16 protein-coding genes are annotated in these 23648 nt (G+C 64.4%); 9 read left to right on the plus strand and 7 right to left on the minus strand.

Going from position 1 to position 23648, the window contains the following annotated elements; genetic code table 11:
* Positions 1 to 209 precede the first annotated feature (209 nt).
* Complete coding sequence (locus FHP91_RS18235; RefSeq protein WP_144310940.1) at positions 210 to 1673, minus strand: hypothetical protein; 1464 nt, start codon at positions 1671 to 1673, stop codon at positions 210 to 212.
* A 173-nt stretch (positions 1674 to 1846) separates the two neighbouring features.
* On the opposite strand from FHP91_RS18235, the gene FHP91_RS18240 reads away from it, so the two are divergent.
* Entirely contained in the window at positions 1847 to 2641 is a 795-nt protein-coding gene (locus FHP91_RS18240) for a thymidylate synthase (RefSeq protein WP_144311090.1), read from the plus strand.
* Positions 2638 to 3135, plus strand: a complete 498-nt coding sequence (locus tag FHP91_RS18245; RefSeq protein WP_144310941.1) for a dihydrofolate reductase — start codon at positions 2638 to 2640, stop codon at positions 3133 to 3135. The genes FHP91_RS18240 and FHP91_RS18245 overlap by 4 nt, the downstream gene beginning before the upstream one ends.
* A gap of 45 nt (positions 3136 to 3180) precedes the next feature.
* Here FHP91_RS18245 and FHP91_RS18250 read toward each other — a convergent pair whose 3' ends face one another.
* The 3 genes from FHP91_RS18250 to apbC all read right to left on the minus strand — a co-directional run bounded on the left by FHP91_RS18250 (position 3181) and on the right by apbC (position 7308).
* Entirely contained in the window at positions 3181 to 5433 is a 2253-nt protein-coding gene (locus FHP91_RS18250; RefSeq protein ID WP_144310942.1) for an arginine/lysine/ornithine decarboxylase, read from the minus strand.
* A 118-nt stretch (positions 5434 to 5551) separates the two neighbouring features.
* Positions 5552 to 6118: a dCTP deaminase gene (gene dcd / locus FHP91_RS18255; RefSeq protein ID WP_144310943.1), complete on the minus strand. Its 567-nt coding sequence runs from the start codon at positions 6116 to 6118 to the stop codon at positions 5552 to 5554.
* A gap of 98 nt (positions 6119 to 6216) precedes the next feature.
* Positions 6217 to 7308: an iron-sulfur cluster carrier protein ApbC gene (gene apbC / locus FHP91_RS18260; RefSeq protein WP_144310944.1), complete on the minus strand. Its 1092-nt coding sequence runs from the start codon at positions 7306 to 7308 to the stop codon at positions 6217 to 6219.
* A 144-nt stretch (positions 7309 to 7452) separates the two neighbouring features.
* Between apbC and FHP91_RS18265 the strand changes: the two genes are divergently transcribed.
* The 5 genes from FHP91_RS18265 (at position 7453) to FHP91_RS18285 (ending at position 12525) form a co-directional block, all read left to right on the plus strand.
* On the plus strand, positions 7453 to 8022 hold the full coding sequence (locus tag FHP91_RS18265; protein ID WP_144310945.1) for an OmpA family protein: 570 nt from the start codon (positions 7453 to 7455) through the stop codon (positions 8020 to 8022).
* A gap of 107 nt (positions 8023 to 8129) precedes the next feature.
* Positions 8130 to 10253 (plus strand): methionine--tRNA ligase, encoded by a 2124-nt coding sequence (metG, locus tag FHP91_RS18270; RefSeq protein WP_144310946.1) that lies wholly within the window; start codon positions 8130 to 8132, stop codon positions 10251 to 10253.
* 3 nt (positions 10254 to 10256) lie between these two features.
* Entirely contained in the window at positions 10257 to 10514 is a 258-nt protein-coding gene (locus FHP91_RS18275; protein WP_144310947.1) for a hypothetical protein, read from the plus strand.
* The gene (locus FHP91_RS18280; protein ID WP_144310948.1) at positions 10511 to 10801 is read left to right on the plus strand and encodes an acylphosphatase; all 291 of its coding nucleotides are present in this window, start codon (positions 10511 to 10513) and stop codon (positions 10799 to 10801) included. Before FHP91_RS18275 ends, FHP91_RS18280 begins: the two co-directional genes overlap by 4 nt.
* Positions 10802 to 10821: 20 nt before the next feature.
* Positions 10822 to 12525 carry a SulP family inorganic anion transporter gene (locus FHP91_RS18285; RefSeq protein WP_144310949.1) on the plus strand — a complete coding sequence of 568 codons (1704 nt, stop codon included), beginning with the start codon at positions 10822 to 10824 and terminating at the stop codon, positions 12523 to 12525.
* Here the strand turns inward: FHP91_RS18285 and FHP91_RS18290 are convergent.
* Together FHP91_RS18290 and FHP91_RS18295 are read right to left on the minus strand one after the other, a co-directional pair.
* Positions 12479 to 15622, minus strand: coding sequence for an efflux RND transporter permease subunit (locus FHP91_RS18290; protein WP_144310950.1), 3144 nt, complete (start codon positions 15620 to 15622; stop codon positions 12479 to 12481). The genes FHP91_RS18285 and FHP91_RS18290 overlap by 47 nt on opposite strands.
* Positions 15622 to 16710, minus strand: coding sequence for an efflux RND transporter periplasmic adaptor subunit (locus tag FHP91_RS18295; RefSeq protein WP_186301627.1), 1089 nt, complete (start codon positions 16708 to 16710; stop codon positions 15622 to 15624). Before FHP91_RS18295 ends, FHP91_RS18290 begins: the two co-directional genes overlap by 1 nt.
* A 219-nt stretch (positions 16711 to 16929) precedes the next feature.
* Here FHP91_RS18295 and FHP91_RS18300 point away from each other — a divergent pair, with 219 nt between their 5' ends.
* Entirely contained in the window at positions 16930 to 17529 is a 600-nt protein-coding gene (locus FHP91_RS18300; RefSeq protein ID WP_144179288.1) for a peroxiredoxin, read from the plus strand.
* 133 nt (positions 17530 to 17662) lie between these two features.
* Positions 17663 to 20053, plus strand: coding sequence for a putative bifunctional diguanylate cyclase/phosphodiesterase (locus FHP91_RS18305; protein WP_186301628.1), 2391 nt, complete (start codon positions 17663 to 17665; stop codon positions 20051 to 20053).
* Here the strand turns inward: FHP91_RS18305 and dnaE are convergent.
* Complete coding sequence (gene dnaE, locus FHP91_RS18310; RefSeq protein WP_144310953.1) at positions 20050 to 23532, minus strand: DNA polymerase III subunit alpha; 3483 nt, start codon at positions 23530 to 23532, stop codon at positions 20050 to 20052. The two genes, FHP91_RS18305 and dnaE, sit on opposite strands and share 4 nt — an antisense overlap.
* Positions 23533 to 23648: the final 116 nt, after the last annotated feature.

Raw genomic sequence — 23648 nt, forward strand, 5'->3', positions numbered from 1 at the left:
AGCTCGTTTCCGACTCCTTCGGGGGCCGCTCAAAACGCGTTTGCGTTCAAGCGAGGTGCGAATTATAGACACCACAAAAAACCTGTCAACACCCAAACGTTACTTTATTTCCACGCGCGAAAAACGACGCTTGCCAACCTGTGCGACAAGTCATTCTTGCCAACCACGATCAGGCGCATGGAGCAACGAAGGTAATGGGGGCTGAGAGACTAGACTGCGACGTAGGTGCGGACTTCAAACTCGTGCCCTCGCCATACGCCGGTGAGGGGCTTGAGCTTTTGAATGACGCCACCTTCGGCCACGAACAACGGGGCCCCTGGACGCAGCACACCTTCAGGTGCTGCGACTCTTAAGTGAAAGCCGCGTCGCAGCGGATCACACAACAGGACGTCGAGCGGGGAACGGCCATCGTCCGCCTTGACCGGACGAGGATCCAAGGCAAACGTTTCTACCCCAACAAAGGCCCGGGTAATATCGTCCCGCTGAATCCGGCGCACCAACCCGAGCCGCCACGCCACGGCGTCGTCAGAGCGCATGGCAATGAGCTCGCCGATGCGGGGCATGCCGTATTCAGAAACCGGCGCTACAGCCCCCAGGCCGCCGACGCTGACGTCTCGCAAGTCCCAGGACATCAAGGCCGCAGCTTCTCCGCCCGAAATGACCTGACTGAATGTACCAAAACCTCTGACCGCGGCGAGCCTCCCCCCCATGAGGTGCCGCCGATGTCGGCGTGCGGAGGGGGTGTCATACCAAGTCCGTCGAAAATGGCGAATACACGCGGCAATATGATCTTTAGCGCCAGGGCCAGCGCCCAGACCACCTGGAACGACACCTTTTCCAAGCATCAACTCCAGCTCAGCGAACACCCGCTCGGCCAGAAGCGGTGAGAAATACCATGCCGGATCGCCCTCCGAGACCGCCTTGATGAGGCGTCGCGGCTCGCCGCCGAGCATCGGCGACACAATGAAGCGTGCGCCCTCGACCGGCCCCGCGCCGAGATGAAGCGCGGGCAGCAGGTGCTGGATCAATCGGTCAGCAACATCAACGAGCTCGACCGGCATTTGCTCGAGCCCGGAGCACTGCAACGCGACGGCACGCAAATACTCACGATAGGTCGAGGTTTCCGTATCTCGGTCGCGACGCAAATGGACCGGCAGCATCAGGCGGCCGTCTTCTTCTGCTTCGAGAAACACCGACCCCATCTGCTGCCACAAAGCCCGATCAAACGGGCCGTAGAGCAAATGCTCCCACTTCAGACGACTTGCCTCGGCGCGCATCAATCGTGTTGCCATCTCGGCCGCGACATTTGTGGGGATCTCCTCGGAATATCGCTGCCGCTGCAAAAAAGACTTGCCTGCGAGAGCGATCGCCCGGAATGCACGAGTCGACGCCGCATGCAGCACCGCGCCGCGCGCAGTACCCAGCACGCTCGCCTGAACAAACCCCTGCGCGGCCTGCCGGATGATCGCCTGCGCCGATTCATCAAAATCGCGCAACGCGGACGCCAGTTGATCAAGCGGCCATTCGGGGCCGTCAAGCATCAGCTCGATACCCGCCGCGATCTCGTCGAGCGCCAAGCCCGGCTCGTTCGCAGGGAGCGAATCCAGCCGCCATCTGACCTCTTCTAAGCGCCGAGTTGATTCTGGCGAAAGGTTCGATGCATTCAGGAACATGTGGCACTCATGGAAACAGTCCGCATCTCTTTGTCGTTTCAAGCATTATTTCACACAAAACTCGGCGGTCGGCGCTGTTTTTCCCCTGCCTTGGAGTGGCGGGCCGGCCTCGGCTCGAAGGACCGGAGCACGGTACAATCGGCGACCTTCTGAAGAATCTGTGGATTGCTCAAATGCAACAGTACCTCGACCTCATGCAGCATGTGCTGGACCACGGCCATGACAAATCCGACCGAACAGGCACGGGCACCCTGTCGGTTTTTGGACACCAGATGCGCTTTGACCTGGCCCAGGGCTTCCCGCTTTTGACGACCAAGAAGCTCCATGTCCGCTCGATCATTCATGAATTGCTGTGGTTTCTGGCCGGCGACACCAACATCGCCTACCTCAAAGCCAATGGCGTCTCGATCTGGAACGAGTGGGCGGACGAAAACGGCGATCTCGGCCCTGTATACGGCCATCAGTGGCGCCACTGGCCTGCGCGCGATGGCGGCGAAATCGACCAGATTCGCCAGCTTGTCGAGGGGCTGAAGCAGTCGCCCGACTCCCGCCGCCATCTGGTATCGGCGTGGAATCCGTCCGACGTGGACCGTATGGCGTTACCGCCCTGCCACGCCCTGTTCCAGTTTTATGTGGCCGACGGGCGCCTGTCCTGCCAGTTGTACCAGCGCAGCGCCGACATTTTCCTCGGCGTGCCTTTCAATATTGCTTCCTACGCATTACTGACGCTGATGGTCGCGCAGGTGTGCGGCTTCAAGCCGGGCGATTTTGTGTGGACCGGCGGCGATTGCCACCTCTACAAGAACCACCTCGAGCAGACTCGGCTTCAACTGTCCCGCGAACTGCGGACGTTACCGACCCTGAAAATCAACCCGAACGTCACTGATTTGTTCGCCTTCCGGTTCGAAGATTTTTCACTCGAAGGCTACGATCCGCATCCGCATATCTCCGCGCCGGTGGCAGTATGAGCGCCCCCGAAATCGTCCTGATCGCCGCCGTAGCCACCAACGGCGCCATCGGCAAAGACAACGCGCTCCCCTGGCGACTGAAGGCGGATCTTGCGCACTTCAAGGCGACAACCCTGGGACACCCCATCGTGATGGGGCGTAAAACGTGGGAGTCGCTCGGCCGGCCACTGCCTGGCCGCACCAATATTGTGATCAGCCGCGATCGCGACTATTCGGCGCCGGGAGCCCGGGTCGTCGATAGCGTGGCGGCCGCCATCGCCGCCTGCGCCGATCGTGAACGACTCTTCGTGATTGGCGGCGCCCAGATCTATGCACTGGCGCTGCCACTGGCTGACCGCCTCTTGCTGACCGAAGTGGACGCAAGCATTGAGGGGGACGCCTTTTTCCCAAGCTTCGATCGCTCGGCCTTCGCAGAAATAGGCCGTCGCCACCAAGCCCGAGATGCCGACAACGACCACGCCGCCGACTTCGTCGACTACCGGCGCATCGAGTAAGCGCCCAAGCACGCCCCTGGCGGAATCGCCCGGGACGCGGCGGCGTCAGTCCTGAATCACACAATCCACACAGTAGCCGGTCTGCCCATTGACGTCGGCCTTGACCAAGCCGTGGATATCCGTCTCGAAGCCCGGGAAGCTCCCGTTGAAATCGCGCGCAAATTTCAGATAGCGCACGATCGTTGCGTTAAACCGCTCGCCCGGAATCAGCAGGGGTATACCCGGCGGGTAGGGCGTCAGTAGCACGCTGGTCACGCGCCCTTCGAGATCATCAATAGGCACACGATCCACTTCACGATGGGCAGTCTTGGCAAAGGCATCGGTCGGCCGCATGGCTGGCACCATGTCTGACAAATACATTTCGGTGGTCAGCCTGGCCACATCGTGCTTCTGATAGAAAGCGTGGATCTGCATGCACAGATCCTTCAGCCCCACGCGCTCGTAGCGCGGATGCTTGGCGATGAACTCAGGCATGACGCGCCACAGCGGGCGATTGCGGTCGAAATCGTCTTTGAACTGCTGTAGCTCAGTCACCAGCGTATTCCAGCGGCCCTTGGTGATGCCGATGGTGAACATGATGAAGAAGGAGTACAGCCCGGTCTTCTCGACCACGATGCCGTGCTCGGCCAGGTATTTGGTGAGCACGCCGGCCGGGATGCCCCACTCGGCAAAATCGCCGTCCACGTCCAGGCCCGGGGTAATCAGCGTCGCCTTGATCGGGTCGAGCATATTGAAGCCCGGCGCCAGATCGCCGAAACCGTGCCAACGCTCGCCGGCCTTGAGCATCCAGTCTTCGCGCTCGGGAATGCCATCATCCGACAGATATTCCGGCCCCCAGACCTTGAACCACCAGTCATCATCACCGAATTCGTCGTCCACCTTGCGCATGGCGCGACGGAAATCAAGCGCCTCGGCGAGGGACTCTTCCACCAGCGCCGGCCCCCCCGGCGGCTCCATCATCGCCGCCGCCACATCGCACGAGGCGATGATCGAATACTGAGGCGAAGTTGAGGTATGCATCAGATACGCTTCATTGAAGATATCGCGGTCGAGCTGCCGCTCCTCGGAGTCTTGCACCAGAATCTGCGAAGCCTGCGACAGGCCGGCCAGCATCTTGTGGGTCGACTGTGTCGAGAAGATCATCGACTCCTTGCAACGACCGCGGTCTTCACCGATGGCGTGGTAGTCGCCGTAGAAGTCATGAAACGCAGCGTGCGGCAGCCAGGCCTCATCAAAATGCAGGGTGTCGATCTCGCCGTCGAGCATCTCCTTGATCGCCTCGACGTTGTACAGCACGCCGTCGTAGGTCGATTGGGTGATGGTCAGGATGCGCGGATTCTTCGCCGCGGTCTTACTCACAAACGGGTTGGCTGCAATTTTTTTGCGAATATTCTCGATCTTGAATTCTTCGAGCGGAATCGGCCCGATGATGCCGTAGTGGTTGCGCGTCGGCGTCAGAAACACCGGCACCGCGCCGGTCATGATGATGGAGTGCAGGATCGACTTGTGGCAATTGCGATCCACCACCACCACATCGCCCGGCGCCACGGTGGAGTGCCACACCATCTTGTTGGAGGTCGAGGTGCCATTGGTCACGAAGTACAGGTGGTCGCAATGGAAAATACGCGCAGCGTTGCGCTCGGACGCGGCCACCGGGCCGGTGTGGTCGAGCAATTGGCCGAGTTCATCGACCGCGTTGCACACGTCGGCGCGCAACATGTTCTCACCAAAGAACTGGTGGAACATCTGCCCGACCGGGCTCTTCAGGAAGGCGACGCCGCCCGAGTGCCCCGGACAGTGCCACGAATACGACCCGTCTGCCGCATAGTGCGTCAGCGCGCGGAAGAACGGCGGCGCCAGGCTATCGAGATAGCTGCGCGCCTCGCGCACCACGTAACGCGCAATGAACTCGGGCGTGTCTTCAAACATGTGGATGAAGCCGTGCATCTCTCGCAGCACATCATTCGGGATGTGTCGCGAGGTGCGCGTTTCGCCGTACAAGAAGATCGGAATGTCGGCGTTGCGAAAGCGGATCTCCGCAACGAATTGCCGCAGATTTTCGATGACCCGGTCCGCCTCCTCTTCGGAGTTGAATTCCTCGTCATCAATCGACACGATGAACGTCGAAGCGCGGCTTTGCTGCTGCGCGAAAGACGCCAGATCCCCGTAACCGGTGACGCCGAGCACTTCAATGCCCTCGCCCTCGATGGCTTTGGCCAGCGCGCGAACGCCAAAACCGCTGGTGTTTTCCGAGCGGAAGTCTTCGTCAATGATGATGATCGGAAACTGGAAACGCATCCTCGCCCCCTGAAATGGAGAAAGCCCGCAATGCAAAGGCCGCGGGCACATCGTACCGCGCTGCGGTGACGGTTTGTCGCATGGCCGGCACGATGACGCAGCGCCGGCCTCGGAAGGTTCAGATCTTCGGCAGGGTCACGCCTTTCTGGCCGAAATACTTGCCGCCCCGATCCTTGTAGGACGTCTCGCAGACCTCGTCCGACTCGAAGAACAGCATCTGAGCGATGCCCTCGTTGGCGTAGATCTTGGCCGGCAGCGGCGTGGTGTTGGAGAACTCCAGCGTCACATGACCTTCCCATTCTGGCTCGAGCGGGGTCACGTTGACGATGATGCCGCAGCGCGCATAGGTGCTCTTGCCCAGGCACACCGTCAGCACATTGCGCGGAATGCGGAAGTACTCGACCGTGCGCGCCAGGGCAAACGAGTTCGGCGGGATGATGCACACATCACCCACGAAATCGACAAAATTGCCCGAATCAAAGTTCTTCGGATCAACGATGGTCGAGTTGATATTGGTGAAGATCTTGAATTCGTTGGCGCAGCGCACATCATAGCCATAGCTCGAGGTGCCATACGACACGATCTTGCCGCTATCATTTTCGCGCACCAGTTCAGGGGCGAACGGCTCGAGCATCTGGTGCTCTTGCGCCATGCGGCGAATCCATTTGTCCGACTTGATGGACATCCTCACACTCCGGTCAGACCCGCCCCACAGGCGCGTCGCTAATCATAAAGCGGCCTATTCTAGCTTTGCCGCGGGGCGAATCAAGACTGATCGTCGGATCAGGTGTTCTGCACCACAATATTCGGAAACTTGTGGGTCATGTTCTTGGCACGGATCGCCACGCTACCGGCCACTTTGCGGGCAATTTCACGGTACAGCCCGGCGATGCGCCCATCCGGCTCCGCCACGACGGTCGGACGACCGGCATCGACTTCGGTGCGGATCTGCATGTCCAGCGGCAAGCCACCGAGGAAGGCGATGTTGTAGTCGTCACACATTTTCTGACCGCCGCCCGTACCGAAGATATGCGACTCGTGGCCACAGTTCGAACAGATGTGCAGACTCATGTTCTCGACCACGCCCAGAATCGGCACGCCCACTTTTTCGAACATCTTCACGCCCTTGCGTGCGTCCAGCAGCGCGATGTCCTGCGGCGTGGTCACCACCACAGCGCCGGTCAGCGGCACGCTTTGCGACAGGGTGAGCTGGATGTCGCCGGTACCCGGAGGCATGTCGACGATCAGGTAGTCCAGGTCGGCCCAGTTGGTTTCGGTCAGCAACTGCTTGAGCGCCTGGGTGGCCATCGGCCCCCGCCACACCATCGGTGTTTCGACATCCACCAGGAAGCCGATCGACATCGCCTGCACGCCAAACGCCTCGATCGGCGTCAGTGTCTTGCCATCCGGCGAGGCCGGCTGCGCGCCCTGCAGGCCCAGCATCTGCGGCTGCGACGGGCCATAGATATCCGCATCCAGAATACCCACGCGGGCGCCCTCGGCAGCCAGCGCGAGCGCCAGATTGACCGCGGTGGTGCTCTTGCCCACACCGCCCTTGCCCGAGGCCACGGCAATGATGTTCTTTACGCCTGCCAGCAACTTCACGCCATGCTGCACCGCATGCGCGACGACCTTGGTGGTGAGCGTGACGTCCACCGCAGTCACGCCGGCCACCTGGCCAACGGCCTCGGTCACCAGCGCACGCAGCGCGTCTTCTTGGCTGCGCGCCGGATAACCCAGTTCAACCGCCACGGTCACTTTGCTGCCATCAACGGCCACATCGCGAATACTGCGGCTGCTCACGAAGTCCTTCCCCGTATTGGGGTCGACCACGTTCTTGAGGGCTGCCTGAATCTGATCCCGATCGATTTCCATTCTGACTCCACACATGGCACGGGCAATCCTTTCTGCCCAACAGGCGCATCATACCGAAGCCGACAGCATTCGCCTCCCCTGACGCGAACAGGGTTATCCTTCGGCCCCGAGCCGGCGCCGCCCATCCTTTTTTCTGCCAGACCCATGCGACTGATCCGCCCCCCGCTTTTCGCCCTGACACTCACCACCGCACTGCTCACCGGCTGCGCCACGCAAGCGCCCACAGACAGCGGCCCTGAGCCCATCGACACGCGCGCCGAACACCTGCCGCGACGCGCCTTTGACTGGCAGCCGGTGATCGACTCGGTGGCCGCCGACACCCAGGCTGGCAAGGCACGGGTGCAGACCACGCCCGACAATGCCCTGAAACTCACGCTGGAAGATGACGCCGCCTTCGGCAGCGACAGCGCCACGCCCACCGCCAGCTTTGTCGGCCTGCTCGGCCGGATCAGCGCAATTGTGCGCCAGCACCCCAGCCTGATTGTGCGCATCGTCGGCCACACCGACAGCAACGGCCGCGAGGGCTACAACATGCAGCTCTCCCGCGCCCGCGCCAAAGCGGTGCGCGCCGTGCTGATCGACGACGGCAAGATCGACCCGGTGCGGCTCAACGCCGAAGGCCGGGGCGAAGCCGAGCCGGTCGCCGACAACGCCACGCCGGAAGGGCGCGCTCGCAACCGTCGGGTCGAGCTTTTCCTCACGCCCTTCCCCTGAGTCCGCCGCCCATTCTCCGGCCATCGCGCAGCGAACGACCCTCAAGCCGCCGCGAAGCCGCTCGCCTTTGATAAACTTGCGGTCTTTGACCGCCGCCGCAGGAAACCATGTCGCGCCAGATCCTCGTCACCAACGCCCTGCCCTACGCCAACGGCGATATTCACCTCGGCCATCTGGTCGGCTACATTCAGGCCGACATCTGGGTGCGCTACCAGCGCATGCAGGGGCACACCGTGCACTACGTCTGCGCCGACGACACCCACGGCACGCCGGTCATGCTGCGCGCTGAAAAAGAAGACGTGACGCCCGAGGCGCTGATCAACCGGGTGCACGGCGAGCACCTGCGCGACTTCACCGATTTTGATGTTGCCTTCGACAACTATCATTCCACGCACAGCGCCGAGAACCGCCAGTTCGCCGAAGACATCTACGGCAAACTGCAAGCCGCCGGCCTGATCGAAACGCGCTCGATCGAGCAGTTCTACGACCCGGTCAAGGCCATGTTCCTGCCCGACCGCTTCATCAAGGGCGAATGCCCCAAGTGCGGCGCGCTCGACCAGTACGGCGACAACTGCGAAGTGTGCGGCGCCGCCTATGCGCCCACCGATCTCAAGAACCCGGTCTCGGCCGTGTCGGGCGCCAAGCCCGAGATGCGCAGCTCCGAACACTATTTCTTCAAGCTCTCCGATCCACGCGCGGTCGACTTCCTGCGTGACTGGACCCAGGGCGCCGACGCCAACGGCACGCGCCGCCTGCAATCCGAAGCCAGCAACAAGATGAAGGAGTGGCTTGGCGAGCCGGGCGAAAACAAGCTGTCGGACTGGGACATCTCGCGTGATGCGCCCTACTTCGGCTTCGAGATCCCCGGCGCACCGGGCAAATACTTCTATGTGTGGCTGGACGCGCCGATCGGCTACTTCGCCAGCTTCAAAAACCTCGCCGATAAAACCGGCCGTATCGATGTCGCGCGCTTCATCGACGGCGCCGCCGCGGCCAACAGTCATACCGAGCTGGTGCACTTCATCGGCAAGGACATCCTCTACTTCCACGCCCTGTTCTGGCCGGCCATGCTGCACTACGCGGGCTACCGCACGCCCACGCAACTGGCCGTCAACGGTTTCCTGACGGTCGATGGGGCCAAGATGAGCAAGAGCCGCGGCACCTTCATCACCGCGCGCTCCTACACCGAGCAAAAGCTCAACCCGGCCTGGCTGCGCTACTACTTTGCCGCCAAGTCCAACGGCACCATGGAAGACGTCGACCTCAACCTCGACGACATGATCGCCAAGGTCAATTCCGATCTGGTCGGCAAATTCATCAACATCGCCAGCCGCTGCGCGGGCTTCATCACCAAGCGCTTCGACGGCAAACTGGCCGCGCCGGATCTGGACGCCATGGCCGCCTATCGCGCCAGCATCGAGGCCGGCGAAGTTGCCCGCGCCTTCGAGGCACGCGACTACAGCCGCGCGCTGCGCGAGATCATGCGTCTGGCAGACCTCGCCAACCAATATGTGAATGACCACAAGCCCTGGGAGCTGGTCAAAGACCCGGCCAACACCGAGCGCCTGCATGGGGTGTGCAGCACCGCGCTCAACCAGTTCCGTGTGCTCGCCGGTCTGCTCAAGCCGATCCTGCCGACCGTCGCCGAACAGGTCGAAGCCTTCCTCGACATTCCGCCGCTGCGCTGGTCACAGCTGACCGACACCCTGCCCGCCGGCCATGGCATCGCGCCCTACGGCCACATGCTCACGCGTGTCGAACGCAAGCAGATCGACGCCCTCATCGAGGCCAACAAGGCCTCACTGGCCCCCACGCCGGCGCCCGAGGCGAGCAGTCGTCAGCGCCACGCCGAAGCCCAGCAAAAAGACGCCCAGGCGGCGACCACCGCCGACGCGCACATCGGCATCGACGACTTCACCAAGGTCGACCTGCGCATCGCCAAAATCATCTCGGCCGAGCATGTCGAAGGCGCCGACAAACTCCTGCGCCTGCAACTCGACATCGGCGAGTCCAAGCCGCGCCAGGTGTTTGCCGGCATCAAGTCGGCCTACGACCCGGCCACGCTGGTCGGCCGGCTCACCGTGATGGTGGCCAACCTCGCCCCGCGCAAGATGAAGTTCGGCATGAGCGAGGGCATGGTGCTGGCCGCCTCCGACGACACCGGCACCACGCCGGGTCTGTTCATCCTCTCCCCCGACACGGGCGCCACGCCCGGCATGCGAGTGAAGTAATCCATGAGCGAAACCAACGGAAAAATCGAAACCAGCGGCGGCAGCATGGCCAAGTGGATCGGGCTGCACATCGTCGGCTCGATCATCGCAGTGCTCGGCGCGCTCTATCTGATCGCCGACATGGCGCTGCTTGACGGCATCCCCAGCTCCACCACGCAGGCCATCGCCATGGTGGCGGTCGGCCTGGTGCTCGATTTCTGGGGCGTGATCGAACTGCGCCGCATCCAGCTGGCCAAGAAAGCGGCCGCCAACAAATCATGAGCGCACCCCTCGCCCAGCGCCTGGTCATCACCGGCACAGTCCAGGGCGTGTGGTATCGCGCCTCGGCGGCCGAAGCTGCCGCCCGCTTCGGTGTGCGCGGCTGGGTGCGCAATACCGCCGACGGCTCGGTCGAGGCGCTGGTCATTGGCACGGAATACATGCTCGAATCGTTTGTCGCCTGGTGTCATCAGGGACCGCCCAAAGCCAAGGTCGCCCGGGTCACCGTGACCGAGGTGGACCTGCCCGATCCGCTCCCCACCGACTTCATCGTCGCGCCCGACGCCTGAATCCCCCACTGAGAGATCCGATGCGCTTTCGCCCCCGTTTGCTCGACACACTGCCCGGCTATGACCGCGCGCAGTTAGTGGGGGACGCGGGCGCCGGCATTACCGTCGGCGTGCTGGCCCTGCCGCTGGCCATGGCCTTCGCCATCGCCTCGGGCATGTCGCCCACCGCCGGCATCTGGACGGCCATCGTCGCCGGCCTCCTGATCTCGCTGCTCGGCGGCTCGCGGGTACAGATCGGCGGCCCCACCGGCGCCTTCATCCCGATCATCTACGCCATCGTTGTCGACTATGGTGTCGCCAACCTGCTCATCGCCACCATGCTGGCCGGTTTGATGCTCATCGCCATGGGCGCCTTCCGCCTCGGCAACATGATCCGCTTCATCCCGATTTCGGTGGTTATCGGCTTCACCAACGGCATCGCGGTGGTCATCTTTCTCTCGCAGATCAAAGACTTCCTCGGCCTCAAGATCGACCAGCTGCCGGGCGAGTTTTTCGGCAAAATCAGCACGCTCGCCGGCGCGCTTGGCACCACCCATCTGCCCACCGTCACCCTCGCCACTGCCTCGCTGGCCCTGCTCATTGGCTGGAACCGCCTGGCCCAGCGCATCCGCTGGATGCGCCGCCTGCCCGGCCCGCTCGGCGTGCTGGTGATCGGCACCGCCGTCACCGCCCTGTTCAACCTGCCGGTCGACACCATCGGCTCACGCTTTGGCGGCATCCCGCAGGCCGTGCCGGCGCTGGCCTTTCCCGAGCTCGACCTGACCAATCTGGGCAAGCTGATCGCCCCGGCGCTGACCATCGCCATGCTCGGCGCCATCGAATCGCTGCTCTCGGCACGGGTCGCCGACGGCCAGATCGACGACCGTCACGACCCCAATCAGGAGCTGCTGGCCCAAGGCGTCGCCAACCTCATCGCACCGCTGTTCGGCGGCTTTGCCGCCACCGGCGCGATTGCCCGCACGGCCACCAACGTGCGCAGCGGCGGGCGCACGCCGGTCGCCGGCATCATCCACTCGGTGGTGCTGCTCGCCGTGGTGCTGGCGCTGGCGCCGCTGGCCCATCACATTCCGCTCGCCACCTTGTCGGCGATCGTGGTGATGGTGTCATTCCACATGGGTGAGTGGCATGCATTCAAGACGCTCGGGCGATACTCGGCGGCCTATCGCACGGTGCTGCTATCGACCTTCTTCATCACCGTGGTCTTCGACCTGACCCTGGCGGTTGAGCTCGGCCTGGTGATGGCCAGCCTGTTCTTCATCCACCGCGTGTCCGACCTCACCCGCATCGAACCGGTCCCGCTGGCCGAGGGCGCCAGCGATGCCGATCGCGCCCGTATTCAGGTGTTCCGGATCTTCGGCAGCCTGTTCTTCGGCGCCGCCAACAAGCTCGAAGCCCTGCTGGCGGCTGCCGACACCCGACCGGCGGTGATCATTCTCAGTCTCGACAAGGTCATCAACATCGACACCACGGGCCTGGAGATCTTGCAGAACCTGCACCGCACCCTCGCCAAGCAGGGCGCCGTGCTGGTCCTGTGCGAGCTCAACACGCAACCCGCCTCGCTGATCGCGCGCTCCGGGTTCGCCGCGCAGGTCGGCGACGCCAACATCGTGAGCTCACTCGACATGGCGCTGGCCCGCGCCAACGCCTGTCTGGCCAGCGCCGCGCCGTCCGGCGGGCTCAGCGCGTCGGCCCCGCCGCCCCCTGACGCCAGCCCAGCACCATGACCGTCAGCGCCGGCAGGAAGGTCAGCGCCACCACCGCGGTGCCCAGCACTCCGAACAGCACGATCGCGCCGACGCCGCGGTAGAGCTCGGTGCCTGCCCCGGGGATGAAGACCAGCGGCGCGAGCCCAAAGACCGTGGTCAGCGTGGACATGGCGATCGGCCGCAGCCGCGTGGCCACCGCGTCACGCACCGCCTCGACCGCCCCCATGCCCGCCTCGCGCACGTTCACCATCGCCTGATGGACGATCAGGATCGGGTTATTGACCACGGTGCCCATCAGAATCAGGAAGCCGAGCATGGCGATCATGTCGAAGGGCTGGCTCAGCGGCGGCAGGCCAACCCACGGCAACAGCGCGCCTACCGCGTTCATCAGCCACAGGCCGAGCACGCCGCCGGCCACCCCCAGCGGAATGGTGGTCATGATCAGCAGCGGATAGCCCCAGTGGGTAAAAATGGCAACCAGCAGCAGGTAAATGACGACGACGGCCACCAGGTAGTTGCCGGATAGCGCCGCGCGCGTGGCGTCGAGCTGGTCGCCCGCGCCGGACAGGTCAAGGCTGACGCTGGCGGGGATCTGGCCGGCGTCACGCAAATGCCCGACCACCTCGTCGCGCACCCTGCGCACCCCCTCCTCGAGCGCCACCGCCTCGGGCGGAATGATGTTCAAGGTGACCATGCGCCGGCCATCGACGCGGCGGATGGTGCTGGTGTCCACGCGCTCGACGATGCGCGCCACCGTGGCCAGCGGCACCACCACGCCGGCGGGCGTGTAGATCGGCAGCTGCGCGAGGCTATCAAGGGTGGCCGCCTGACCGGCCTGGCCGTACAGGTAGATATCGACCTTTTCGTCATTGAGCAGAAATTCGTCGACAAAGGCCCCGTCGGTGAGCGCGGCGACCGAAAAGCCGATATCGCCGGCCGACAGGCCGAGCTCGGCCGCGCGCCGCCAGTCGGGGCGCAGCTCGACCAGCGGCTGGGACAGCGAGAGGGTGGACGGCTGGGCATTGATGCGCGGCGAATCGAAGACCGCCTGCGCGCGGCGGTAGGCGTCGAGGGCCACCCCGTAGATGGTGGCCAGATCCGGGCCGGCGATGTCGAGGTTGACGCTGCGCGTGCCGCCGTCGTTGCTGGTGATGATCGAGCCGCGCGAGACGAAGGCCCGCATGCCGGGGTACTGGCCGAAATGCGCACTCAGCGCATCCATCAACGCCCGGATGTGGGCCGGGTCCTGAGCCTCGGCAACCACGAACAAGCCGCTGGCCTCGACCCGCATATTGAAATAGCGGATCGCCGGCACTACCGACTGACCGGCCTCGAAACGCGCCGGCGATTCGCTGAGGAAGGGCTTGAAATGCGCATCGACCTGCGCGGCGATGCGTTCCATTGACGCCAGGTTGTAGCCCGGCGGCGCGTTCATGCGGGCAAAGGCCTTGGGCTCCTCGCCCTCGGGCAGATACTCGGCCGGCGGCGTCAGCCACACCAGGATGGCAAGACTCGCCGCGACCGTACCGACAATCGCCGCCAGCCGGCACGAACGGCTCACCACCAGGCGGCCAACACCCGCCAGCACCCGGGCCGTCATGCCGCGTGGCGCGGCATTCTCCTCGAGCGCACCGAAGGACAGGCGCGCGCAGGCCGTGGGCAGCACCGTGATCGCCACCACCATCGAAGCCAGAATCGAGGCCGACACCCCGATCGCAATGTCCGAATACAGCTGTCCGGCTTCCTGCTCGATGAACAGGATCGGCACGAAGACCAGCACCGTGGTGAGCGTCGAGGCCAGCACCGCGGGCCACACCTGGCGCACCCCCTCGACCGCCGAGCGAACGCGGTCCATGCCGCGCTGCCGGGCCAGCTCGATGCTCTCAAGCACCACGATGCTGTTGTCCAGCGTCATGCCGATGGCGAAGGCCACGCCGGCCAGCGAGATCACGTTGACCGTGCGCCCCGCCAGCAGCAGGCCGAGGAAGGCCGCGATGGTGCACACCGGAATCCCCATCACCCCCACCAGCGTGGCCTTGACCGAGCGCAGGAAGAGGTACATCACGGCGCTCGCCAGCAACGCGCCAATCAACAGGTTCTGCCACACATTGGCCAGCGAGGCCTCGACATAGCCGACATCATCGGCGATCAGGTGCAGCGTCATGCCAGCCGGCGCGAGCACCTCGCGATTCACCGCCGCGATTTCGGCGACCATGGCGCGCTTGATGTCGATGACGTTGGCGCCGGCCTCGCGCCGCACCGACAGGCCAATCACCGACTCGCCGTTGAGCAGCATGCGGCTGGTGATCTCGAAATGCCCCTGGCGGATCTCGGCCAGCTCGCCGAGCCGGATGAGCGTATCGCCGCGGCGAGCGACGATCAGCGTGCGCAGATCGTCGAGTGTTTCGAAGCGCCCGATGGTGCGCAGCAAATAGCGGCGCTTGCCCGACTCGATTTCGCCCCCCGAGGCGTCGCGGTTGCGCGCGGTCACCGCCGCGCGCACATCGAGCACCGACAGGCCATGCTCGGCCAGCCGGGCGTGATCGACCAGAATCTGGATCTGGCGCTGGGCGCCGCCATAAACGCTGATCTGCGACACGCCGAGAATGCGCTCGAGGCGTGGTCGGACGTCATCCTCGATGAAGTCCTGCATCATCACCATGTTCAGCTGACGCGGGTTGCCCGGCAGCGGCGTGATGCGGAAAAACATGAAGGAGTTGGCCGAGAACGAGGTGGCGAAAATCCGCGGCTGATCGACGTTGTTGGGGTAGGACGGCACCTGGCTGAGCGCGTTGGTGATGCGGATCAGGGTCTCGTTCATATCAACCCCGTACGGAAACTCGAGCTGCACGTCCGCCCGGCCGAAGGACGCGGTGGCCACCATTCGCTGCAGGCTTGGCACGGTGCGCAGGGTTTCCTCCTGCTCGACCAGGATCTCCTTCTCCACGTCCTGCGGCGTCGCGCCAGGCCAGCTGGTGCGCACGGTGACCGTGCGCACATCGAGGTCGGGGATCATCTGCACCGGAATGCGCAGCGCCGCAACGATGCCGATCACCGTCACGATCAGCACCATGACCGCCATCAACGTACCGCGGCTGACGATGCGCTCGAACATCAGCGCGCCCCGGCCACGGTCACCGCCTGCCCCTGGCGCAGCGACTCATTGCCCTCCACCACCACGCGCACGCCGGCCTCAAGGCCGTCGACGATCTCGACCATGCCATCAAAACCCAGCCCGGGCTGGACGGCGCGCTCGACCACCTGCGAGGCCCCGCCGTCGGTCTCCACCACCCACACCGTCACACGGCCGTCGGCATGGCGCAGCAAGGCGTCGCGCGCCACGACCACGCGCTCGCGTCCGGCGTCCAGGCGCAAGACGGCGCTGGCCGACATGCCGGAGGTCATCGGCAGCGCATCGCCCGCGACGCCGACCCGCAGCAGAAAACTGCGCGCGGTCGCGTCACTGACCGGCACGATGCGCTCGATACGCGCCGCGAGGGCCTCGCCCGGCAGCGCATCCAGGCGCACGCGCACCGGCACCTCGGGGTCAAGACGTGGAAAGTAGGCCTGCGGCACCTGCAGGTCGATCCACAGCCCGCGCTCGGCGACCAGCGCCAGCGCCTCGTCGCCGGGCGCGATCCACTCGCCGAGTTCGGTCAGCTTGGCGCTGATCACCCCGTCGAAAGGTGCCCGCAACAGATGCCGCTCGAGGCGCGCCTGCGCCCCGCGTCGCTCGGCCTCGCGCTGGCGCAGCAGCGCGGTATCGGCGCGCACCTCGGATTGCAGCGCCTCATACGCCGACGCGGCAATGCTGCGCGAACTGGCCAGGCGCCGCCCATCGGCCGCGCGCCGGCGCGCGTCCGCCAGCGCCTCGCTCGCCTGCAACACCCCCGCCTGCGCCACCTCGAGCTCGATGCGTGCCAGTTCGGCATCGAGCTCGACCAGGACCTGGTCCTTGACCACCCGCGAACCAACATCGACCCGCAGCGAGGCCACCTTGCCGGCCACCGCCGGCGACAGCCGCGCCGCACGCGGGGCGGTCACCGTACCCGACACCCGCAGTTCCTCGACCACGGCCTGGCGCCGGCTCTCGGCAACGACCACGGTGGGGCCGGCGGCCACGGCCGGCGGCGCGGCCACCGCCACGCCCAAGGCCAGGCACCACGCCAGCGCCCGCCCGCCGCACATCCCCAAGCCTCTCATCGCGTCCTCCGATCCTTGCCTCGTCATCAGCCATCGCCGGGTCAGTCAGGCTGCGCCGGCCCGATGTCGCGCACTATCGCCGATGGATTGTACCGTTCACCCAACCCACGCCCGCGCCCCCGCCGCGCACGCCGATACGCCCGTCATTTGACGCGCCCCGCCCGCGCTCGGGATAATCGCCCATCCCATTGACCCACACTCACAAAGAGAGAAACCAACATGGCAGTTCTGGTCGGCAAGAAAGCCCCTGATTTCACCGCAACCGCAGTGCTCGGCAACAACGAGATCAAGGACATCACCTTCTCCGAAGTCACCAAAGGCAAATACGCCGTGGTGTTCTTTTACCCGCTGGACTTCACCTTCGTCTGCCCGTCCGAGCTGATCGCCTTCGATCACCGCCTCGACGAGTTCAAGAAGCGCAACGTCGAAGTGCTGGGCGTGTCCATCGACAGCCAGTTCTCGCACCTGGCATGGAAGAACACCCCGGTCGCCAAGGGCGGCATCGGCCCCGTCGGCTACACCCTGGTCGCCGATATCAAGCACGAAATCTGCCGTGCCTTTGACGTGGAAGCTGAAGGCGGCGTGGCCCTGCGCGGCTCCTTCCTGATCGACCGCGACGGCGTGGTGCAGCACCAGGTGGTGAACAACCTGCCGCTGGGTCGCGACATCGACGAAATGCTGCGCGTGGTCGATGCGCTGCAATTCACCGAAGAGCACGGCGAAGTCTGCCCGGCCGGCTGGAACAAAGGCAAAGCCGGCATGAAGGCCAGCACCGACGGCGTCGCCGCCTACCTGAATGAGCACGCCGGCGCGCTGTAAGCGAAACGCATCAGCAGCACCCAACGCGGCCTGCGGGCCGCGTTTTTTTGCGCCCGCGTTTTTGAGATGGCGCAATCAAACGATTGTTCGACAGGCAGATGATGGAACTGGGAGGGCACACAGGAGCACTGCCATGCTGGTCCACATCCGCCACACACACGCTTCGGCAACACGGCTTCGCGCCATCGCCGGACTGACCGGTGTTGTCGCGCCGAGCGAGCTCTTGGCGCACACCAGTGTTGCGCTTGACGCACCGCCGCTGTTGCTGACCGGCGCGGTGACAGTGGGCGTCCTGGCAACCCTGGCGCTGTGCTCCGTCGCCCAGCGCCGGCGAACGAATCGTCAAATGCTCGACGATGCCCACCAACACCATGCCGCAGCTGCCTCATTGGCCGACACCGTGCTGGACATCCGGGCGCAGCCACCCGCGCGCGCCGACGCCAATGCCGTGTCAGACGCCACGGGTGAGCTCGCGGCACTGCACACCGTCATGGCCGCCCTCGACGAGGGGGTCATCATCAGTGCCGCCAGCGGCGAAACGCTGGCGAGCAACGCAGCCGCGGCGCGCATCTTTGGTCTCGATCCGGTGCAAATGGCCGGCTTTCATCTTGATCGCCCGCCGGTGAGGTTCCTGCGGGCAAGTGGCCAGGTTTGTCCGGCCCACAATTTACCGCCCCAGCAATGCCTCGCTGACGGCCAACGCCATGAAGCCGAGTTCAACGTCACCCAACCCAACGGCGCGCGCCTATGGCTCAAGCTGCATGCGCGGCCGATCGACCTCACCGGCGCCGGCATGGGCGTGGTCACCACGGTCGCCGACGTAACCCACCAGCGTCAGACCGATGCCCGCCTGCGCCTAGCCGACAAGGCGATCGAGCACAGCCCCGACGCGATCATGATCACCACCACCGAGGGCATGATCCTGCGGGTGAACCCGGCCTTCACCCGACTCACCGGTTATCGCCTGGACGAGGTGATCGGCCACAGCCCGGCGCTGCTACGCTCTGGCCAACATGACGCGGCCTTCTACACCGCCATGTGGGACAGCATTCACCGCAGCGGTCGCTGGTCGGGCGAAATCTGGAACCGCCACAAGCGCGGCCACCTGTTTGCCGAGCGCCTGTCGATCAGCGCGGTCGACGATGCCTCGGGTCACATCTCCCACTATGTGGCGGTGTTCTCCGACATCACCGCGGCCAAGACCGAAGCCACGCGCATGTCGCATCTGGCACAGCATGACGCGCTCACCGGCCTGCCCAATCGCAGCCTGATGACTGACCGGCTGAATCAGGCGCTACACCGCAGCCAGCGCCACCGAGCGATCGTCGCCCTGCTATTTCTCGACCTCGACCGCTTCAAAACGGTCAACGACACCTTTGGCCATGGCGTTGGCGACCTGCTGCTGCAACAGGTAGCGACCCGATTGACCGGCTGCGTGCGCGAATCGGACAGCGTCGGTCGCCTGTCGGGCGACGAATTCATGGTGGTGCTGACCGACCTCGTCGATGCGGAGCAGGCGGGCCAGGTGGCGCGCAAGATACTCGCCTCGCTGGCCTCGCCCTTCGACCTCGAAGGCCACCAAGTGCTGAGCTCTTTCAGTATCGGCATCGCGCTGTGCCCGAACGACGCCCGCTCGGCCAAAGACCTGCGTCAACACGCCGACACCGCGCTCTATCACGCCAAGGCCAGTGGTCGAAACGCCTTCCGGTATTTCACCGAGGCGATGAACACGCGGGCAGAGCAGCGACTGAACATGGAGCACCACCTGCGCGGCGCCATTGCCAACGGCGAACTCAGTCTGCTGTTCCAGCCCCTAACGCGCATTGACGATGGCCGCGTGGTGGCCATGGAAGCCTTGTGTCGCTGGCACAGCCCGGTGCTGGGTGACATTCTGCCCGACAGCTTCATCCCCGTCGCCGAAGGCTGTGGGCTGATAGTCGACCTGGATTACTGGGTGCTCGAACACGCCTGCCACGAGCTCTCGATCTGGCAAGCGCATGGCGCGACCGAGGTCGGCGTCGCGGTGAATCTGTCCTCGCTGCACTTTCGCCGCGAAGGCCTGGTCGAGGCGGTGCGCGCCGTGCTCGCCCGCACACAGGTGCCGGCCGCGCGGCTGGAGCTGGAACTGAGCGAATCGCCGCTGCTGCAGGGCGGGCCGGAAGTCACCGCGATCCTGAACTCGCTCAAGGCCATGGGCGTGCGCCTGGTGATCAACGACTTCGGCATCGGCTACAGCTCGCTGGCCCATTTGCGCCGCTATCAGATCGATCGTCTGAAAATCGACCGGCGTTTTATCCAGGCCATGGAACACACTGGAGACGACGCGGCCATTGTACGTGCACTGATCGAGCTGGGTCAGAGCATGCGCATCGAGGTGCTGGCCGAAGGCGTTGAAACGGATGCCCAGCGCCGTGGCGTGCTGGCCGCCGGCTGCCACCTCGCACAGGGCCAACTGATGGGGGCGCCAATGAACGCCGAGACCACGCTGGCCTTGCTCACCGCGCCCAGCACGCTGCGCCGTTAGCGGTAGCGCACCTCGACCGCCTCGGCCGGCAACCATTCGCGCAGGCTGTCGAGCAGCGAGTCTTCCAGACGCACCCGCCAGCCGGCGCCGAGCGGCAGATCGCCCTGGGCGTCGGCATTGCGATAACGCACCAGCACCGGGCAGGACTCGTCGCGATACGGCGCGAGCAGGTTTTCCAGGCGCTGCGCCGCAGCACTGGCACTGCCGGCCTCAGCCACCTCGCCGTTGAGGCTGATCTCCAGGCGCTGCGCAAAGCGGCCGCGCGCCTCGGCCAGGGTCATCAGGCTATCGGCGATGATGCGGAAGCCGCCGGTAAAGTCGTCATTGCTGACCTTGCCGTCGACGATCAGGATTTCGTCGACCACGATCTTGGCGCGGCGCGATTCGTACAACTCGTTGAACACCGAAATCTCACGCACCGCCGTACCATCGTCGAGCACCACGAAGGCCATTTTGCCGCGCGCGGTCATCTTCATGCGCACATCCATCACCACACCGGCCATGGTCACCAGATCGCGACTGGGCTCGACCTGCGACAATGGACGACGCACAAAGCGGCGCACCTCGGCCTTGAAGCTGTTGAAGGGGTGGCCGGACAGGAAGAAGCCGATGGCGGTCTTTTCTTCCTTGAGCCGCTCCCGCTCGGTCCACGGCCGCACCTTGGCGTAGTCGGCCATCGGCCCGCCAGCGTCGGGCAGGGCATCGAACAGGCCGCCCTGCATGGCATTGGCTGCGATCTGCTCGGCCGCCTCCATGGCCACCGGCACCGTGGCGATGAGCTTGGCGCGATCAGCATCAAGGGCATCAAAGGCGCCGGCGCGGATCAGCGCCTCGACCGCGCGGCGGTTCACCGAACGCCGATCCACCCGCTCGCAGAAATCAAACAGATCCGTGAAGGGTTTGCCCTCGCGCGCCTTGATGATGGCCCGCACCGCCGGCTCACCCGCGCCCTTGATCGCACCCAGGCCGTAGCGAATGGTTTTGCGGTCGACCGGTACGAAACGGTAGTCCGATTCATTCACGTCCGGCGGCAGCATGACCAGTTTGTTAACCGGCGAGATCGCGTCTTCGTAGAAAATCTTGATCGTATCGGTCTGATCGAGATCCGACGACAGCGTGGCGGCCATGAAGGCGGCGCAGTGGTGCGCCTTGAGCCAGGCGGTGTGGTAGGTGACCACCGCATAGGCCGCGGTGTGCGACTTGTTGAAGCCGTACTCGGCGAACTTCTCCATCAGATCGAACAGCTGCATCGCCAGTTCTTCGGCGAAGCCTTGCTTCTTGGCCCCCTCGCGCATGATCTCGCGGTGGTGCGCCATCTCCGAGGCCTTCTTCTTGCCCATCGCGCGGCGCAGCATGTCAGCGCCACCGAGCGTGTAGCCGCCGATGATCTGCGAGATCTGCATCACCTGCTCTTGATACACGATCACGCCGTAGGTCGGCTCCAGGCAGGCCTTGAGTGCGTCGTCGAAGAAGTCGATCGACTGCTGACCCTTCTTGCGCAGGATGAAGTCGTCCACCATGCCCGAGCCGAGCGGCCCCGGCCGATAGAGCGCAAGCACGGCGATGATGTCTTCAAAGCGGTCGGGGCCGAGCTTTTTGAGCAGCTTCTTCATGCCGTCCGATTCGACCTGGAAGATCGCCGTGGTGTTGGCGTCTTTCAGAATCTGGTAGGCGGCGGGGTCGTCAAAGCTCAGGCCGGCCAGGTCTGGCCGCTCGCCCGACAGACGTTCGACATAATCGACCGCCAGCTCAAGAATGGTCAGGTTGCGCAGGCCGAGAAAGTCGAACTTCACCAGCCCCACCGCCTCAACGTCATCCTTGTCGAACTGCGACACCGGCGTGGCGTCGTCGCCGTCGGCGATATAGAGCGGGCAGAAGTCGGTGAGCTTGCCTGGCGCGATCAACACGCCACCGGCGTGCATGCCGACGTTGCGCGACAAACCTTCGAGCGGTTCGGCCAGGCTCCACAACTCCTGGATCGACTCGCCGTCGCCGGGGTCGGCCATCAAGTCGTTGATCTGCGGTTCCTGGTCGCGCGCATCATTGAGCGACAGCGGCTTGTTCTGCACCACCGGGATCAACTTGGAGAGTCGATCGCACAAGCCATAGGGTAAATCGAGCACGCGGCCAACGTCGCGCACCACCGCTTTCGAGGCCATGGTGCCAAAAGTGGCGATCTGGCTCACCGCATCGGCACCGTAAGTGTCGCGCACGTACTCGATCACCTTGTAGCGGTTGTCCTGACAGAAGTCGATGTCGAAGTCAGGCATCGAGACCCGCTCGGGGTTCAGGAAGCGTTCGAACAGCAGCGCGTATTCGAGCGGGTCCAGATCAGTAATGCGCAGGCTGTAGGCCACCAGCGAACCGGCACCCGACCCCCGCCCCGGACCAACCGGCACACCATTGTGTTTGGCCCAGTTGATGAAGTCCGCCACAATCAGGAAGTAGCCCGGAAAGCCCATCTGCACGATGGTGTCGGTCTCGAACTTGAGCCGGTCGAAGTAGCGCTCACGCTGGGCCTCGCGCTCGACCTCGTTCGGATACAGCTCCTTGAGCCGCACTTCCAGCCCGGCCTTGGCCTCGGCGACGAGAAAGTCGTCCAGCGTCATCCCCTCGGGCGTGGGAAATTGCGGCAGAAAGTTCTTGCCCAGCTGCACGGTGAGCGAGCAGCGCTTGGCGATCTCGATGCTGTTGGCCAGTGCCTCGGGCAGGTCGGCAAAGAGCTCGGCCATCTCGTCCTGGCTCTTGAGGTACTGCTCTTCGGTGAAGTCCTTGGGCCGGCGTTTGTCGGCCAGCACATAGCCCTGCGAGATACATACCCGCGCTTCGTGTGCCTTGAAGTCATCGCGACTGAGAAACTGCACCGGGTGCGTCGCCACCACCGGCAAACCCAGTTCGCCCGCCAGCTTCACCGCCGCACGCAGATAGGTTTCAGACCCCGGATGCCCGGCCCGCTGCACCTCGATGTAATAGCCGCCCGGAAAGCGCGCCGCCCAGGCTCGTGCGCATTGCTCGGCCGCCGCGGCGTTGCCGTTGAGCAGCGCCTGACCGACGTCACCGAGCATGGCGCCGGACAGGCAGATCAGGTCGCTGGCCGCGCCATTATCGAACCACTCGGCGCGCATCTCGGCACGGCCGCGGTATTTATTGGTGCGATAAGCCTCGGTCAGCAGCTCGCACAACTGGCCGTAGCCCTTGCGGTTGCGGCAGATCAGCAGCACCCGGCCGGGTTTGTCGCGGTCGGTATCATTGGTGATCCAGGCGTCCACGCCAATGATCGGCTTGACCCCCTTGCCGCGCGCGCCCTTGTAGAACTTGACCATGCCGAACAAGTTGGCCAGATCGGAAATGCCCAGCGCCGGCATACCGTCGGCAGCAGCGCGGGAAATGGCTTGGCCGACCTGCACGATCCCGTCGGAAATCGAGTATTCGGTGTGCAGACGAAGATGGATGAAGCGGGGTTCGGTGGGCGTGCTCATGGGGCAGAATTCTACCGCGCAAACGCCCCTGGGCGTTGCCGGTACACCACAGTCCGACATCCGGAATCCGCCCCCAACAACAGCCGATCGCACCACACAGCCGTTCGTCGGATCGA

The organism is Denitromonas halophila (genome assembly GCF_007625155.1).
Lineage (GTDB): Bacteria > Pseudomonadota > Gammaproteobacteria > Burkholderiales > Rhodocyclaceae > Nitrogeniibacter > Nitrogeniibacter halophilus.

Excerpts from the sequence above, each read along its gene's own strand:
- FHP91_RS18295 (WP_186301627.1), bottom strand. The coding sequence starts at position 16,710 with ATGAGAGGCTTGGGGATGTGCGGCGGGCGGGCGCTGGCGTGGTGCCTG.
- FHP91_RS18275 (WP_144310947.1), top strand. The coding sequence starts at position 10,257 with ATGAGCGAAACCAACGGAAAAATCGAAACCAGCGGCGGCAGCATGGCC.
- FHP91_RS18305 (WP_186301628.1), top strand. The coding sequence starts at position 17,663 with ATGCTGGTCCACATCCGCCACACACACGCTTCGGCAACACGGCTTCGC.
- FHP91_RS18290 (WP_144310950.1), bottom strand. The coding sequence starts at position 15,622 with ATGTTCGAGCGCATCGTCAGCCGCGGTACGTTGATGGCGGTCATGGTG.
- FHP91_RS18300 (WP_144179288.1), top strand. The coding sequence starts at position 16,930 with ATGGCAGTTCTGGTCGGCAAGAAAGCCCCTGATTTCACCGCAACCGCA.
- FHP91_RS18245 (WP_144310941.1), top strand. The coding sequence starts at position 2,638 with ATGAGCGCCCCCGAAATCGTCCTGATCGCCGCCGTAGCCACCAACGGC.
- apbC (WP_144310944.1), bottom strand. The coding sequence starts at position 7,308 with ATGGAAATCGATCGGGATCAGATTCAGGCAGCCCTCAAGAACGTGGTC.
- dcd (WP_144310943.1), bottom strand. The coding sequence starts at position 6,118 with ATGTCCATCAAGTCGGACAAATGGATTCGCCGCATGGCGCAAGAGCAC.
- dnaE (WP_144310953.1), bottom strand. The coding sequence starts at position 23,532 with ATGAGCACGCCCACCGAACCCCGCTTCATCCATCTTCGTCTGCACACC.
- FHP91_RS18280 (WP_144310948.1), top strand. The coding sequence starts at position 10,511 with ATGAGCGCACCCCTCGCCCAGCGCCTGGTCATCACCGGCACAGTCCAG.
- FHP91_RS18250 (WP_144310942.1), bottom strand. The coding sequence starts at position 5,433 with ATGCGTTTCCAGTTTCCGATCATCATCATTGACGAAGACTTCCGCTCG.
- FHP91_RS18240 (WP_144311090.1), top strand. The coding sequence starts at position 1,847 with ATGCAACAGTACCTCGACCTCATGCAGCATGTGCTGGACCACGGCCAT.
- FHP91_RS18235 (WP_144310940.1), bottom strand. The coding sequence starts at position 1,673 with ATGTTCCTGAATGCATCGAACCTTTCGCCAGAATCAACTCGGCGCTTA.
- FHP91_RS18265 (WP_144310945.1), top strand. The coding sequence starts at position 7,453 with ATGCGACTGATCCGCCCCCCGCTTTTCGCCCTGACACTCACCACCGCA.
- metG (WP_144310946.1), top strand. The coding sequence starts at position 8,130 with ATGTCGCGCCAGATCCTCGTCACCAACGCCCTGCCCTACGCCAACGGC.
- FHP91_RS18285 (WP_144310949.1), top strand. The coding sequence starts at position 10,822 with ATGCGCTTTCGCCCCCGTTTGCTCGACACACTGCCCGGCTATGACCGC.